General features: G+C 71.0%; 18 protein-coding genes. 9 read left to right on the top strand and 9 right to left on the bottom strand.

From position 1 onward, the window contains the following. Positions 1 to 5 precede the first annotated feature (5 nt). The 4 genes from ACIRR9_RS23985 to ACIRR9_RS23970 are packed head-to-tail and all read left to right on the top strand — an operon-like array spanning position 6 to position 3692. On the top strand, positions 6 to 950 hold the full coding sequence (locus ACIRR9_RS23985) for an ABC transporter ATP-binding protein (RefSeq protein ID WP_316774333.1): 945 nt from the start codon (positions 6 to 8) through the stop codon (positions 948 to 950). Beyond that, on the top strand, positions 947 to 1768 hold the full coding sequence (locus ACIRR9_RS23980) for an ABC transporter permease subunit (protein WP_403755225.1): 822 nt from the start codon (positions 947 to 949) through the stop codon (positions 1766 to 1768). The genes ACIRR9_RS23985 and ACIRR9_RS23980 overlap by 4 nt, the downstream gene beginning before the upstream one ends. Positions 1769 to 1802: 34 nt before the next feature. Next, positions 1803 to 3020 carry a sensor histidine kinase gene (locus ACIRR9_RS23975; protein WP_403755222.1) on the top strand — a complete coding sequence of 406 codons (1218 nt, stop codon included), beginning with the start codon at positions 1803 to 1805 and terminating at the stop codon, positions 3018 to 3020. 3 nt (positions 3021 to 3023) lie between these two features. After that, positions 3024 to 3692: a response regulator gene (locus ACIRR9_RS23970; RefSeq protein ID WP_403755216.1), complete on the top strand. Its 669-nt coding sequence runs from the start codon at positions 3024 to 3026 to the stop codon at positions 3690 to 3692. A gap of 13 nt (positions 3693 to 3705) precedes the next feature. On the opposite strand, the gene ACIRR9_RS23965 is transcribed toward ACIRR9_RS23970, so the two are convergent. Continuing rightward, positions 3706 to 4179 carry a MarR family winged helix-turn-helix transcriptional regulator gene (locus ACIRR9_RS23965; protein WP_403755213.1) on the bottom strand — a complete coding sequence of 158 codons (474 nt, stop codon included), beginning with the start codon at positions 4177 to 4179 and terminating at the stop codon, positions 3706 to 3708. A gap of 41 nt (positions 4180 to 4220) precedes the next feature. Between ACIRR9_RS23965 and ACIRR9_RS23960 the strand changes: the two genes are divergently transcribed. Next, positions 4221 to 5123, top strand: coding sequence for an alpha/beta hydrolase (locus ACIRR9_RS23960; RefSeq protein WP_403755210.1), 903 nt, complete (start codon positions 4221 to 4223; stop codon positions 5121 to 5123). On the opposite strand, the gene ACIRR9_RS23955 is transcribed toward ACIRR9_RS23960, so the two are convergent. From ACIRR9_RS23955 to ACIRR9_RS23920, 8 genes are all read right to left on the bottom strand, one after another. Continuing rightward, positions 5120 to 5383, bottom strand: coding sequence for a DUF3099 domain-containing protein (locus tag ACIRR9_RS23955; protein ID WP_123975992.1), 264 nt, complete (start codon positions 5381 to 5383; stop codon positions 5120 to 5122). The genes ACIRR9_RS23960 and ACIRR9_RS23955 overlap by 4 nt on opposite strands. A gap of 333 nt (positions 5384 to 5716) precedes the next feature. Next, complete coding sequence (locus tag ACIRR9_RS23950; RefSeq protein ID WP_093501297.1) at positions 5717 to 6004, bottom strand: DUF1416 domain-containing protein; 288 nt, start codon at positions 6002 to 6004, stop codon at positions 5717 to 5719. Between the two features lie 57 nt (positions 6005 to 6061). Then, entirely contained in the window at positions 6062 to 6901 is an 840-nt protein-coding gene (locus tag ACIRR9_RS23945) for a sulfurtransferase (protein ID WP_123975991.1), read from the bottom strand. Between the two features lie 120 nt (positions 6902 to 7021). Beyond that, on the bottom strand, positions 7022 to 7102 hold the full coding sequence (locus ACIRR9_RS23940) for an Ms5788A family Cys-rich leader peptide (protein WP_350751515.1): 81 nt from the start codon (positions 7100 to 7102) through the stop codon (positions 7022 to 7024). A 203-nt stretch (positions 7103 to 7305) separates the two neighbouring features. Next, a complete protein-coding gene (locus tag ACIRR9_RS23935; RefSeq protein WP_403755205.1) occupies positions 7306 to 8043 on the bottom strand; it encodes a DUF2993 domain-containing protein in 738 nt (245 codons plus the stop codon). 475 nt (positions 8044 to 8518) lie between these two features. Next, on the bottom strand, positions 8519 to 9601 hold the full coding sequence (locus tag ACIRR9_RS23930; RefSeq protein ID WP_403755202.1) for a hypothetical protein: 1083 nt from the start codon (positions 9599 to 9601) through the stop codon (positions 8519 to 8521). 9 nt (positions 9602 to 9610) lie between these two features. Continuing rightward, a complete protein-coding gene (locus ACIRR9_RS23925; protein WP_123975988.1) occupies positions 9611 to 9865 on the bottom strand; it encodes a MoaD/ThiS family protein in 255 nt (84 codons plus the stop codon). A 53-nt stretch (positions 9866 to 9918) separates the two neighbouring features. Continuing rightward, positions 9919 to 10755: an alpha/beta hydrolase gene (locus tag ACIRR9_RS23920; protein WP_403755199.1), complete on the bottom strand. Its 837-nt coding sequence runs from the start codon at positions 10753 to 10755 to the stop codon at positions 9919 to 9921. Positions 10756 to 10934: 179 nt separating this feature from the next. On the opposite strand from ACIRR9_RS23920, the gene ACIRR9_RS23915 reads away from it, so the two are divergent. The 4 genes from ACIRR9_RS23915 (at position 10935) to ACIRR9_RS23900 (ending at position 14657) form a co-directional block, all read left to right on the top strand. Beyond that, on the top strand, positions 10935 to 11714 hold the full coding sequence (locus ACIRR9_RS23915; protein WP_403755196.1) for a response regulator transcription factor: 780 nt from the start codon (positions 10935 to 10937) through the stop codon (positions 11712 to 11714). A 106-nt stretch (positions 11715 to 11820) separates the two neighbouring features. Continuing rightward, the gene (locus ACIRR9_RS23910) at positions 11821 to 12843 is read left to right on the top strand and encodes a LacI family DNA-binding transcriptional regulator (protein WP_403755193.1); all 1023 of its coding nucleotides are present in this window, start codon (positions 11821 to 11823) and stop codon (positions 12841 to 12843) included. Between the two features lie 295 nt (positions 12844 to 13138). Next, positions 13139 to 14287, top strand: coding sequence for a S1C family serine protease (locus ACIRR9_RS23905; RefSeq protein WP_403755190.1), 1149 nt, complete (start codon positions 13139 to 13141; stop codon positions 14285 to 14287). Positions 14288 to 14318: 31 nt separating this feature from the next. Continuing rightward, positions 14319 to 14657, top strand: coding sequence for a hypothetical protein (locus ACIRR9_RS23900; RefSeq protein WP_403755187.1), 339 nt, complete (start codon positions 14319 to 14321; stop codon positions 14655 to 14657). Positions 14658 to 14733: the final 76 nt, after the last annotated feature.

Genomic DNA, 14733 nt, shown 5'->3' with positions numbered 1-14733 from the left:
TCTTCATGATCGAGGCCCACTCCCTCACCAAACGCTACGGTGAGCGCACCGCCGTGCAAGATCTCAGCTTCACTGTGCGGCCCGGCGCCGTCACCGGCTTCCTCGGGCCGAACGGGGCCGGCAAGTCCACCACGATGCGGATGCTTCTCGGTCTGGACACGCCCACCTCGGGCCGTGCCGTGGTCAACGGCAAGAGCTACGCCGACCACCGGGCACCGCTGCACGAGGTGGGGGCGATGCTGGAGGCCCGAGCCATCCACACCGGGCGCAGTGCCCGCAACCACCTGCTCGCGCTCGCCGCCACCCACGGGATCTCGGTGCGCCGCGTGGACGAGGTGATCGACCTCGTCGGGCTGCGCGCGGTGGCGAAGAAGCGCGTCGGCGGCTTCTCGCTGGGCATGGGACAGCGGCTCGGCATCGCCAGCGCGCTCCTCGGCGACCCGGCCACGGTGATCCTCGACGAGCCGGTCAACGGCCTGGACCCCGAGGGCATCCTGTGGATCCGCAACCTGCTGAAGGGACTGGCCGCCGAGGGGCGTACGGTCCTGGTCTCCTCACACCTCATGTCGGAGATGGCACTGACCGCCGAGCACCTGATCGTCATCGGACGCGGGCGGCTGATCGCGGACACGTCGGTCGCGGAGTTCACCGCACAGGCCGCCGGGGACCAGGTGCGGGTACGCACCAAGGAGGCGGAGAAGCTGCGCGAACTGCTGGCGGGCCCGGACGTCACCGTATCCTCCCAGGAGCCGGGGGTGCTGCTGGTGACCGGCATCACCAGCGAGTGGATCGGGCGGGTCGCGGCCGAGGAGGGCATCGCCCTGGCCGAACTGACCCCGCAGCAGGCGTCGTTGGAGGAGGCGTTCATGGAGCTGACCCGGGACGCCGTGGAGTACCAGGCACCCGCGGCGCAGGGCGTCGGCGCGGGCACGGAAGGGCGTGCGGCATGACGACGGTGACGGCGACGGTGATCCCCGAGGCGGAGCGCGGCGAGGTCACCCAGCTGAAGGTGATCCACTCCGAGTGGATCAAGCTGCGGTCGCTGCGGTCCACGCTGTTCACACTGCTGGCCGCGGTGGTCGCGATGATCGGCCTGGGCTATCTGTTCAGCTACTTCACCGCCGACCGCTGGTCCCATCTGCCGCCGGACGAGCGGCTGCACTTCGACCCGACGCTGACGAGCCTGCGCGGCTTCTTCCTGGCCCAGCTCGCCGTCGGCGTCCTGGGCGTCCTGGTGGTCAGCGGCGAGTACGCCACCGGGATGATCCGCGCCTCGCTGTCCGCGGTGCCGCGGCGGCTGCCGGTGCTGTGGGCCAAGGCGCTGGTGTACGGGGTCGTCGCCTGGGTGCTGATGACGGCCGCCGCGCTGATCGCCTTCCTCGTCGGGCAGGCCGCACTGTCCGGGCAGCATCTCGGGACCTCGCTGGGCGACCCGGGCGTGCTGCGCGCGGTGTTCGGTGCCGGTCTGTATCTGACGGGCGTGGGCCTGATCGGGGTGGCGCTGGGTGCGCTGATCCGGAACACCGCGGGCGGCATCGCCACCCTGTTCGGTGTGCTGCTGGTGGTTCCGGTGCTCGCCGAGGCGCTGCCGTCCTCCTGGTACGACGCGATCAACAAGTACCTGCCGAGCACGGCGGGGCAGGGGCTCGTCCACGTCCACGCCGAGCCGAATACGCTGGCGCCATGGACCGGTTTCGCAGTGTTCTGCCTGTATGCGGTGATCGCGCTGGCCGGAGCGGCGGTGGCGCTCAGGCGGCGGGACGCCTGATGGCGGCCGCGACCGTCGGGGCCGGGGCGCGTCGATGACCTACGCCCTGCCCCAGGCCGTACGGGTCCGGGCCCGGTCGTGGCGCGCCGTCGCCGACCGCGCCCGGCTGCGGCTGCGCGCACGGCTGTCGCCGCAGACGGTGGACGCACTGTTCGCGGCGGCCGTCTGCGCGCTGCTGACGGGGGCGATGCACCGTGTCCTGCACCCCTTCCTGGGGCAACCGCTGCTGTTCAACGCGCTGCTGGCACTGCCGCTCGTATGGCGGCGGCGGGCACCGCTCGTGGCGTTCCTGGCGATGTCGGCGGTCGCCTTCGTCCAGTGGTGCCTCAACCTGCGCACACCGGCGGACATGACGCTGCTGATCGCGCTGTACACGGTGGCCGCGCACGCGTCCAAGCGGCACACCTGGCTCGCCGTCGGCGTCCTGGAGACCGGTGCGCTGCTCGCGTCGGTCCGCTGGGCTCCGCCGGAGCGGGTCGTCGAGTCGTTCGTCGGACTGTCCGCGATGGTGGTGGCCGCGTCCGTCATCGGCATGAACATGCGCAGCAGACGCGCCCATCTGGCCTTCCTGGAGGAACGGGCCGTACGGCTGGAGCGGGAACGCGACCAGCAGTCCCAGCTGGCGGTCGCCGGCGAACGTGCCCGGATCGCCCGGGAGATGCACGACATCGTCACGCACAACCTGTCGGTGATGGTGGCGCTCGCCGACGGCGCCGTCTTCGCCCAGGAGCTGCACCCGGAGCGGGCCACCGCGGCGATGCGGCAGGTGTCGACGACCGGCCGGCAGGCGATCACCGACATGCGGCGCTTCCTCGGCGTACTGCGCGCCGACGAGCCCGACGCGTTGCGCCACCCGATGCCGGGCATCGCCCAGTTGGAGCCGCTCGCCGACCAGGTCCGCGCGGCCGGGCTGCCCACCCGCCTCGACGTCTCGGGCGACCCCGCCGCCGTCCCCGTCCCGGCGCAGCTGACCGTCTACCGGCTGGTCCAGGAGGCGCTCACGAACACCCTGAAGCACACCCCGCCGGGGACCCGGGCCGAGGTCCGGGTGCGCTGCGCCACGCAGCACGTCACCGTGCGCATCACCGACGACGGTCCCGTGGCGGAACTGCCGGACGGTACCAGCGGACAGGGGCTGCACGGGATGCGGGAGCGGGCCGCGGTGTACGGCGGCGAGTTCGAGGCGGGGCCGCGCCACGACGGCGGCTGGCAGGTACGGGCCGTACTGGCCCTGTCCGGAAACGAAGTGTGAGCCATGACGATCAGAGTTCTCCTCGTCGACGACGAGCCGCTGCTGCGCATGGCGTTCTCCATGGTGCTGGAGGCGCAGGACGACATGGTGGCCGTCGGCGAGGCCGGTGACGGCGCCGAGGCCGTGCGGCTGACCGGTGAACTGCGGCCCGACGTGGTCCTGATGGACGTACGGATGCCGGGCGTGGACGGTATCGAGGCGACCGGGCGGATCGTGGCGCGGTACCCCGAGGCGAAGGTGCTGATCCTGACCACCTTCGACCTCGACGAGTACGCCTTCGCCGGACTGCGCGCCGGAGCCTCCGGCTTCCTGCTGAAGAACGCGCTGCCCGAGGAACTCCTGGCCGCGATCCGCTGCGTGGCCGCCGGCGACGCGGTGGTCGCCCCCCGGATCACCCGGCTCCTGCTGGAGAACTTCGCCCACCGGCTGCCCACCGGGTCCGGCGACGGTGCGTTCGGGGACAACCGGCTGGACCGCATCACCGCCCGCGAACGCGAGGTACTCACCCAGGTGGGCCTGGGTCTGTCCAACTCGGAGATCGCCGAGACGCTCCATCTGGCCGAGGCGACGGTCAAGACGCACATCAGCCGCATCCTGCTCAAGCTGGAACTGCGGGACCGCGTCCAGGCGGTGGTCTTCGCGTACGAGACCCGGCTCGTCCGGCCCGGCTGACCGGCAACCCGCGTCAGCCCGTCGGGGTGCCGATCCCGTCGCGTTCCAGGACGGAGCGGAGCTTCGCGAGAGCGAGCGCGACGGCCGGCGCGGACCCGCCCAGCGCCTCTCCCATCAGCTCGGCCAGCCGTTCGGTGACGGTGGCCTCCGCCGCGTCGACGAGGGCCGAGCCTTCGCCGGTCAACGCCAGCAGCGAGGACCGGCGGTCTGCCGGATTGGCCTGACGGACGACCCAGCCCTGCTTCTCCAGGCGGTCGACGCTCTTGCTGGTCGCCCCGATACCGATGGCGAACCCGGCGGCGAGGTCACCGACCCGGGAGCCCGGGTGGTCACGCAGGTGACGCAGGAACTCGAACTGCGACGTGACAATGCCGTGCCGCTCGCGCAGGCGATCGTTCAGGGCGTTGTAGAGCCGCGTCTCGCAACGGACGAGGTCATGGAAGAAACCCAGGAGGTCGGCGCTGTCACCGCCCGATTTATATGCCACGGCATATACTGTAGCGGCATGTACATGCGAGGGGAGCAGGTATGAGCAGGGAACAACGCGCGATGATCGACGCGAGGGTGCGGCAGCCGAGGCCCGTGGGCGCTCCGTCGGTCGGGGAGATCCGCGCCGGGTTCAGGGCGCTGATGGCCGAGATGATCGTCCCGGAGGGGATCCGCACCTCGGCGACGACGCTGGGCGAGCGCCCCGCGCTGTGCGTCGAGCCGGCCGACGGGGAGCGCCCCGGGACGCTCCTCTACTTCCACGGCGGGGCCTATGTGTTCGGCTCCCCCGAGACCGCGCTGTCGCTGACGGGCAACCTCGTGGCCAGGACCGGGTTCAGGGCCTACTCGCTGGAGTACCGGCTCGCCCCGGAGCACCCGTTCCCGGCGGCGATCGAGGACACGGTGGGCGCGTACCGTGCGCTGCTCGACAGTGGCGCGGACCCCTCGTCCATCGCGTTCGCCGGGGACTCCGCGGGCGGCGGCCTCACCGTCACCACCTGCCTCGCCGCGCGCGACGCGGGGCTGCCGATGCCCGCGGCGATCGTGGCGTTCTCGCCCGGCCTGGACGCCACGCGCACCGGGGAGAGCATGGACACCAAGGCGGGTATCGACCCGTACTTCACCCGGGAGTCCCTGGCCCACACCGGGCGGATGTACCGCGGCGGGCAGGACCCGGACCACCCCCTGCTCAGCCCGGCGGTCCACGCCGACCTGACCGGCTTCCCGCCGATGCTCCTGCAGGCCGGCACGAACGAGGTGCTCCTGGACGACTCCACGCGCATGGCCGCGCGCGCGAGGGCCGCCGGAGTGGACGTCGTCCTGGACATCACCGCCGACGTCCCGCATGTGTTCCAGTCGTTCGCGGGTGTCCTCGACGAGGCCGACGAGGCACTGGACCGCGCGGCCCTCTTCCTGACGCAGCGCGTCCGCGCCCGGCACTAAGGCCGAGGGGGTTTCTTCCCGTCCAGCTCGTCCCACCACTCGTCGGACTGCGGATCGCCGGAGGGATCGTCCCACCAGCGGTCGTCCGGCCCCCGGCGGTTGGCGACCATCGCGGCGACCGGAGGGATGACCATGGCCACCACACACATCCCCACGGCGGCGGGGACGGACCAGAGGCGTACGACTGCCCACGCCAGGACGAAGAGACCGATACAGATCCCCATCATGGCGAAGTACACGCGACGGCGCCTTGCCAGCATGCATCCAGGGTAGGTCGGCCCAGGGGAATGAGCGCGGCACCGGGAAGAGCGGACAGGCCCGCCGCAAGGCCGACGGACGGAGTCCGGCGCAGCGGACCGAAGCCTGCGAAGCAGTGCGAGAGCCGCATCAAGAAGCGGCCACGCGACGGCGCCTTGCCGGCATGCGTCCGGAGCAGGTCGGCCCAGGGGAATGAGCGCGGCACCGGAGAAGGCGGACGGGCCCGCTCCGGGGCCGACGGACGGAGTCCGGCGCGGGGTCGGGCCGGATGTGGCGAAGGGCCGCGCCTTCGGTGTTTTCACCGGAGGTGCGGCCCTTGGCCGTATGTGCTGGTCTCAGACCGCGATCGCGACCTCGGCCAGGCCGCCCTGCTGGGCGACGACCGTGCGGTCGGCGGTGGCGCCGGGGACGAGGGCGCGGACGGTCCAGGTGCCCTCCGCCGCGTAGAAGCGGAACTGTCCGGTGGCGGAGGTGGGGACCTCCGCGGTGAACTCGCCGGTCGAGTCGAGCAGGCGGACGTAGCCGACCACGGGCTCGCCGTCCTTCGTCACCTGACCCTGGATCGTGGTCTCACCGGGCTTGATCGTCGAGGGGTCCGGGCCGCCGGCCTTCGCTCCACACATGTCGTACTCCTGAGGATGGGGTCTTGAAAGGTCGGGCTGAGGGTGTTGCTGGGGGTCTTACTTGTTGGCGCCGAGCTCGATCGGGACGCCGACGAGGCTGCCGTACTCGGTCCAGGAGCCGTCGTAGTTCTTGACGTTCTCGACACCGAGCAGCTCGTGCAGGACGAACCAGGTCAGGGCCGAGCGCTCGCCGATACGGCAGTAGGCGATGGTGTCCTTGGCGAGGTCCACCTGCTCCTCGGCGTAGAGCTCCTTGAGCTCGTCGTCCGACTTGAACGTGCCGTCGTCGTTGGCGTTCTTCGACCACGGGATGTTGCGGGCGGACGGGACGTGGCCCGGACGCTGCGACTGCTCCTGCGGCAGGTGGGCCGGGGCGAGCAGCTTGCCGGAGAACTCGTCGGGCGAACGCACGTCGACGAGGTTCTGCGAGCCGATCGCGGCGACGACGTCGTCACGGAAGGCGCGGATCGCGGTGTTCTGCGGCTTGGCCTTGTAGGTGGTCTCGGTGCGGTCCGGGACCTCCTCGACCAGCTCGCGGGCGTCCAGCTCCCACTTCTTGCGGCCGCCGTCGAGGAGCTTGACGTTCTCGTGGCCGTACAGCTTGAAGTACCAGTAGGCGTACGACGCGAACCAGTTGTTGTTGCCGCCGTAGAGGATCACCAGCGTGTCGTTGGCGATGCCCTTCGCCGACAGGAGCTTCTCGAAGCCGTCCTGGTCGATGAAGTCGCGGCGGACCGGGTCCTGCAGGTCCTTGGTCCAGTCGATGCGGATCGCGTTGCGGATGTGGTTCTTCTCGTAGGCGGACGTGTCCTCGTCCACCTCGACGATCGCGATCTCGGGGTTGTCCAGGTTGTCCTGGACCCAGTCGGCGTCGACCAGGACGTCGCTGCGGCTCATGCTCTTTCTCCTCCGGGGCAGTTGCGGCGGGGCGTGCGAAGTGCGGGTGCGTGCGCGGCGCGGCGCACGGATGCCCTCGACAGGGGAGGGCAGGGGGATGCGGAGGCAGCGGCCTCCACGTCAGAAGGGGCGACAGAGCATGGCGGCGACGCGGCACAGGTCGACTGCCCGCCGCTTCGTGAGATCCGCCTGTCGCTTCATGGGCTCGATCGTAGGGACGGATAACCGGGCATGTCACCGGCATGTCGCATGTTGAGACACGATCGTCCGGATTGCGAGATAGGAGGAGGGGCGAGTGCGTGGTTCCGGGGCGGGCGGGCGACTGTCACCGCCGTCACATCTACGGTACGGACGTCGCCGTCTCGCCTGTCGGACTCTCCTGGGAGCCGCCGCCGTCGCGCTTACTACCCGGCCAGCTTGACGTTCGAACCCTTCACCGCGATCTCCACACCATTCGGCACAGCCTCCACCTTGTCCAGCTGGACACCGCCGGGGAGCTGGTCGATGGCCTGCCGGAAGTCGGAGGCCTGCCGGAACCGGTTCTCGATGAGGCTGACCCCGGTGAGCTTGGGGAGGTTGTCGGCGTGCACCTGCACGGTGTTGTCCTTGACGGTGACCGTGCTGAGGACAGGGACCTTCTGGTGGGCGCTGACGCCGGGGACGGTGACGTCGAGGGTGACCTTGATCTTGCCGTTGCCGCCGTCGGCGAGACCGACGACCTGGCCGGTGAAGCCGAGGCCCATGTCGGTGGGCGCGGCCTTGGCGTTCTTCAGCAGCTCGGCGTAGGAGATGAGCGCGGTGCCGGTGGCGGACTCGGCGGTGGCGGAGCTGTAGTCGCCGGAGAAGGAGACGTCCTTCATGTCGGCGTGCAGGTCGTCGATGCGGATGGTCTTGCCGGCGGTCCCGGTGGTGGCGTCGTAGTCCTTGATGCTGACCTCGACGTCGTCGAGGGTGCCGCTCGCGACCTGGGTGAGGAACGGAAAGCCGTTGATGGAGACGTCGGGGTCGCTCGCCAGTCCCTCGGTCGTCTTCAGCTTGCCGGCGGCCTCGCCCTCGGCGAAGTGCACGGCGACGCGGTCGACGACCACGAAGAGAACGCCGAGAACGACGACGACGATCAGGAGTATTCGCAGGGCGCGCATGTGGTGGGGTCCCCCGGGTCGGCTCGGCACGTCGGTTCCCTCACGCTAACCCCGCGGGAGCGGGCCGACGGGGGATTGTCGAGCAGCTGTGACAGTGGGCAGGGGGATGGGGAAGGGGAAGGGGGCGCTGCGGGTGGTCGTGCCGGTGCGGGCCTGGGGGCTGGTCGCGCAGTTCCCCGCGCCCCTTGGGCCAGCTGCCCAGCCCGCGTTCGAAGCCCGCGCGCTCCCTGGGTCGGTCACCGACCCGCGTTCGAAGACCCCGCGTCCCTGGGTCGGTCACCGACCCCCGTTCGAAACCACGCGCCCTAGGTCGGGCACCGACCCGCGTTCGAAAGCCCCGCGTCCCTGGGTTTGACTGCCCGGACCGCGGTCAGAGCCTCCGCGCGGCCGGAGTGTCTGGCGGTCACCTTGCAAGCGTCGTCCGCGCTGCCTCGGCCTCGCTCCTCCGCCAACCGAGTCGGGTGGGTGGGCGAAATCAGTGCAGGACCCACACCAGCGGTGCCGCCGCCGCCAAGGGGAGTGCCACGCCTGCCGTGAAGTGGACGAACCTCGACGGGTAGTCGTAGCTCGCCACCCGGTGGCCGATGAGCGCGCACGCCGCGGCCGCCGCCCCGATCAGCGCACCCGTCGTACCGAGCCCCGTCATGCCGCCCACCGCGATGCCCGCCCCGGTGGCCGCCAGCAGGGACACGATCACCGATGCCGGCGTCGGCAGCGGAAGCGCCCTCGCCAGGACCGCCACCGCGACCGCGGCGCCGCCGACGGACACCGCGTCGGGGTCGGCGCCCAGGTAGCCCGTCGCGATGATCGTCAGGGCGGAGGACGCGACCGTGGCCATCAGGCCGTACATACGGGTGTCGGGGTCCGCGTGCGAACGGAGCTGGAGGACGAGGGTGAGGAGCACCCAGATGCCCAGGGGGCCGAGGATCGCCGCCGGGGCCTGGTCACGGCCCGCGACCAGTACCGCCACGTCCGCCGCCAGCCCGCCCAGGAACGCGAGCGCGATGCCCTGGCGGGCCGGCCACATGCCGTTCAGCCGGAACCAGCCCGCCGCCGTCACCGCCTGGAGGATCACCAGAGGGACGACCAGGGCGTACGAGGAGAGGGGCGCCGTCGCCGCGAGCAGCAGGCCCAGCAGGGCGGTGAGCAGAGCCGGCTGCATGCCGGGCTCGATGATCGGCGAACGGCCCTCGATGCGCGCCCGCTGCGCGTCCGTGATGCGCGCGTTGCCCGCGAGGGTCGCGGGACCGTACCCCGCGTCCGGCTCGGCGGAGGGCGAAGGTGCGGGCGCAGGGGCAGGCGCGGGCGGGGTGTACGTCGGCTGCTGTGCCTGTGCCTGTGCCGACGGCTGCGCGTACTGCTGCTGCGCCGTGTACGCCGGCTCGGCGGCCGACGCCGGCGGGGCCGCCGGCACCGGCGCGTGGGTCTGCGTCTCCCACGTCTGCCCCTGCCACTGCTGCGTGGCGTACTGCTGCTCGTCGTACCCCCACTGCGGCTGCTGCTGCGGCTGGGGCTGCTGCTGGTACGGGTCGTAGCCCTCGTACGGCTGGTTGGTCATCGCTCTCGCTCACCCTCCTGCGAACGGCGGGAGCACCTCGACCGTGCCGCCCTCGGCCAGCCGTACCGTCTCATGCGCCCGCGTCCCCACGGGGTCACCGTCGACGAGGAAGGAGCATCGCCGCAGGACGCGCGCCAGTTCCCCGGGGTGTCGCGCGCGCACCGCGTCCAGCGCCTCGGCGAGGGTGTCCGCGTCGTACGGCTCCTCGGCGACGCCGGCCGCGGCCTTCGCGGCGGCCCAGTAGCGCACCGTGACCTTGGGCATGCGGTTCCTCAAGAGAATCGGAAGTTCATCAGTCGGCTGTGTACAGGGTCAGGCTAGCCCGCCCTGGAGGCCGCCCAGTCGCCGATCCTGGCCAGCAGCGCCTCGTCCGCCGCGTGTTCGGCGTGGCCCATGCCGGGCTCCAGCCAGAGTTCGGCGCCGTCGCCCGCGGCGGCGGCCAGCATCCGCGGATGGTCGACCGGGAAGTAGCCGTCGCTGTCGCCGTGCACGATCAGCAGCGGGGTGGGCGCGATCCTCGGCACCGCCTCCACCGGGGACAGCGGCACCGGGTCCCAGTCGCGGTGGTGGATACGGGTGTGGAAGCCGTAGCGGCCGACCAGCCGGCCCTCGGGCCGGGTGACCAGCCAGTGGACACGGCGCATGGGGGCCGTACCCCGGTAGTACCAGCGGGCCGGCGACGACACGGAGACCACGGCGTCCACCCCCGGATGCAGCGCCGCGTGCCGCAGCACCACCGAGCCGCCCATCGAGAAGCCGACGGTCACCACCCGCGTGTGCCCGAAGCCGCGGGCCCACTCCACCGCCGCCGCCAGGTCGAGGACCTCACGGTCGCCGACGGTGGTGCGGCCGCCCGAGTGGCCGTGGCCCCGGAAGGAGAAGCTGACGACCGGGCCGTAATCGGTCAGAGCGGCCACCACCCGTCGTACATGTGGCCGGTCCACGTCCCCCGTGAAACCGTGGGCAAGGACGAACACGAGGTCACGGGAAGGTGGCGGGAAGCCGTCGTATACGACTGCGGCCGGGTCGTATACGGAATCGACGGAAACCCTGTCGGCAGTACGCAGAAACGTCCGGATAGGGGCGTATCTGCCTGTCTCAGAGTTCGGACGAACGATGGAACGTGCCACATGACCTGCCGGACCGTTGCTCATGTGGGCTATTCTGCTGGGCAGAGGACTCGGGCAGCGCCGCCACCGGGTCCTTTTGTGCTTTCGGAAGCTTTGTATACGAAGCGGGAAACTCCTGGTGACCGCGGATGTACGGAGGCTCGGGAGCGCAGCGCAGTGTCATTGCACACAGTCCTCGCAGGGACCGAGGAGGAACCAGACGTATGAGTTCTCTGCTGCTCCTGACCAACGCCCTCCAGCCGTCGACAGAGGTGCTGCCGGCCCTCGGCCTGCTCCTGCACAACGTGCGGGTCGCCCCGGCCGAAGGCCCCGCCCTCGTCGACACCCCGGGCGCGGACGTCATCCTGATCGACGGCCGCCGCGACCTTCCGCAGGTACGCAGCCTCTGCCAGCTGCTGCGGTCCACCGGTCCGGGCTGTCCGCTGATCCTGGTCGTCACCGAGGGCGGGCTCGCCGCCGTCACCGCCGACTGGGGCATCGACGACGTACTCCTCGACACCGCGGGACCGGCCGAGGTGGAGGCGCGGCTGCGCCTCGCCATGGGCCGCCAGCAGATCGTCGCCGACGACTCCCCCATGGAGATCCGCAACGGCGACCTGTCGGTCGACGAGGCGACGTACAGCGCGAAACTCAAGGGCCGGGTCCTCGACCTCACCTTCAAGGAGTTCGAGCTGCTGAAGTACCTGGCCCAGCACCCCGGCCGGGTGTTCACTCGTGCACAGCTGCTCCAGGAGGTCTGGGGGTACGACTACTTCGGCGGCACCCGGACCGTCGACGTGCACGTACGACGGCTGCGCGCCAAGCTCGGCGTGGAGCACGAGTCCTTGATCGGCACCGTCCGGAACGTCGGTTATCGATTCGTTACGCCCGAGAAGGGCGAGCGGGTCAGTGACGAGGCCAAGGCCAAGGCGGACCGTGCAAAGACGGACGATGTGGACGCATCGACCGCCCTGGACGGGGTCGAGGTACCGGCCGAGAGGTAGTCGTCGTCCGGGCGGGGCGTCGCCACCGCCCGGAGGGGCATTGCTTCCGCAAGCGAAGCTTCGATTTGCCCTGCCCAGAGCGGGTCCATCCGCGTAGACTCCGCGCGTGGCCAAGGTGACTCGGGACGATGTGGCGCGGCTGGCGGGAACTTCGACCGCCGTTGTCAGCTATGTCATCAACAACGGACCCCGGCCGGTCGCCCCGGCCACGCGCGAGCGTGTCCTCGCCGCGATCAAGGAACTGGGGTACCGGCCCGACCGGGTCGCCCAGGCGATGGCCTCGCGGCGCACCGACCTCATAGGCCTGATCATCCCGGACGCCCGCCAGCCGTTCTTCGGCGAGATGGCGCACGCGGTGGAGCAGGCGGCGTCCGAGCGCGGAAAGATGGTGCTGGTCGGGAACACCGACTACGTCGCCGAGCGCGAGGTCCACTATCTGCGCGCGTTCCTCGGGATGCGGGTCTCGGGCCTCATCCTCGTCTCCCACGCGCTGAACGACCAGGCCGCGGCCGAGATCGAGGCCTGGGACGCCCGGGTGGTGCTGCTGCACGAGCGGCCGGAGGCGATCGACGACGTCGCGGTGGTGACCGACGACCTCGGCGGCGCCCAGCTCGCCGTACGGCATCTGCTGGAGCACGGCTACGAGTACGTGGCCTGTATGGGCGGCACCGCAGAGACCCCGTCGGTCGGCGACCCGGTCTCCGACCACGTCGAGGGCTGGCGGCGGGCCATGGACGAGGCGGGGCTGCCCACGGAGGACCGGCTGTTCGAGGCGCCGTACAACAGGTACGACGCGTACCGGGTCGCCCTGGAGATCCTTTCCGGCCCCGACCGCCCGCCGGCGATCTTCTGCTCCACCGACGACCAGGCGCTCGGCGTGCTGCGGGCGGCGCGGGAGCTGCGTATCGACGTGCCGGGGGAGCTGGCGGTGGCCGGCTTCGACGACATCAAGGAGGCGGCGCTGGCGGATCCCCCGCTGACGACGATCGCCTCGGACCGCCCGGCGATGGCGCGGGCGGCGGTGGACCTGGTGCTGGACGACGGACTGCGGGTGGCCGGTTCGCGGAGGGAGCGCCTGAAGACGTTTCCTTCGCGGCTGGTGGTGCGTGGGTCCTGCGGGTGCGTGTAGTTCGTCGACTGCGGGTGCGTGGGTCCTGCGGGTGCGTGTAGTTCGTCGACTGCGGGTGCGTGGGGGTTGCTCACGCAGTTCCCCACGCCCCTGAAAGAAGGGCACTGCAGCGAGCGCCCCCACCGGCCCGCACCCACACCACCCCCACAGGACCCACAGCAAAGCCTTCATGAACGGCTTCTGAGAACCCGGCCCGACCTGCGAGAAGCGCCTTTATTTCGGGCAAACGAGCTTCTCTCTCCGTTCTCAGCGGGCACTCAGGAAGCTCTCATGGTCGCGGGACAAGCTACTTGTCATGACCGAGAGCTTCCGCCGCAGCGGCGAGTACGAGAACCCGCAGGGTCCCCAGGGTGACGCCTACCAGGGCGCGTACCCCCAGCAGCAGCACGCCTCCTCTCCCGTCAACCCGGAGTGGCCGCCCCCGCCCACGCACCAGCCGATGCAGCAGGCGGCACAGCAGCCGGCCGCGCAGCCGGTCACCGTGGAGCCGGAGACCACGCAGCTCCCGGAGTTCTCGGCGCTCCCCGAAGAGACCCCGCACTCGGCTCACGCGAAGCAGAAGCGCACCCGCGGCCCGATAGCCCTGCTCGCCGCGGTCGCGATCGTCGCGGCGGCGGTGGGCGGCGGCACCGCGTACGCCTTCCAGGAGCTGACCGGCAAGACCCAGGTCGTCTCCAGCAGCACCACCACCAGCGTGGTGCCCTCCAGCAAGAAGGGCGACGTCGCCACGATCGCCGCGGCCGTCAGCCCGAGCGTCGTCGAGATCACCGCGACCCTCAGCAACGGCACCTCGACCGGCTCCGGCGTGATCATCACCAGCAACGGCGAGATCGTCACCAACAACCACGTGATCTCCGGCGCCCAGTCGGTCAAGGTGACGACGAGCACCGGCAAGTCGTACACCGCCAAGGTCGTCGGCACCGACAGCGCCAAGGACCTCGCCCTCATCAAGCTCCAGGGCGCCTCCGGCCTCAGCCCCGCCACCCTCGGCAACTCCGACGGCGTCCAGGTCGGCGACACGGTCGTGGCGATCGGCTCCCCCGAGGGCCTCAGCGGCACCGTGACCAGCGGCATCGTCTCCGCGCTCAACCGGGACGTCACCGTCTCCACCGACGAGAGCCAGGACCAGCAGAGCCAGGGCAGCGGCAGCGACGGCCAGTGGCCGTTCTCCTTCGGCGGCCAGCAGTTCAACGGCGACACGGGTTCGTCGACCACGACCTACAAGGCGATCCAGACGGACGCCTCGCTGAACCCCGGCAACTCCGGCGGCGCGCTGATCGACGCCGGCGGCAACATCATCGGCATCAACTCGGCGATGTACTCGGCCAGTTCGAGCTCCTCCTCGTCCTCCTCGGACGCGGGCAGCGTCGGCCTCGGCTTCGCCATCCCGATCAACACCGTCAAGTCCGACCTGGCCAAGCTGCGGGCGGGCTCCACCAGCTGAACCACCAGCACGAGCACGTAGGGAGTACGTCATGACCACGCAGATCTCGCAGGCAACCCGGGTTTCGCAGGTTTCGCAGGTCACGCAGGTTGCGCACACGACGGCCGCCGACGGCCCGGCCGGCACCACCCTGGCCCTTGCGGTGGCGTACGAACTCCACGCACCGACGGAGGCGGCGGTGCCGACGGTGACGCCCCCGGCCCCGCGCGCCCCGGAGGCCGCCCAGGCCCCGCGCACCCCGAAGGCCACCCCGGCCTCACGCGCCCCGGAGGTCGCACCGGCCCCGCAGCTGATGGGCCTGCGCACCTCGGCGGCCCGGCCGCACCAGCGCAAGGTGCAGCTCAGCCGCATGACCCTGGTCCGCGGCTAGGCCCCCTTGGGGGCGTTCCGCCCCACCAGCGTGCATACCCGACAGCCCGGAAACATGCGAGGCTGAGAGGCGTCCC

This window comes from Streptomyces sp. NPDC101234 (assembly GCF_044767525.1).
GTDB lineage: Bacteria > Actinomycetota > Actinomycetes > Streptomycetales > Streptomycetaceae > Streptomyces > Streptomyces sasae.
The sequence above is the reverse complement of the archived record's forward strand: the minus strand, read 5'-3'. Positions and strand labels throughout refer to the sequence as shown.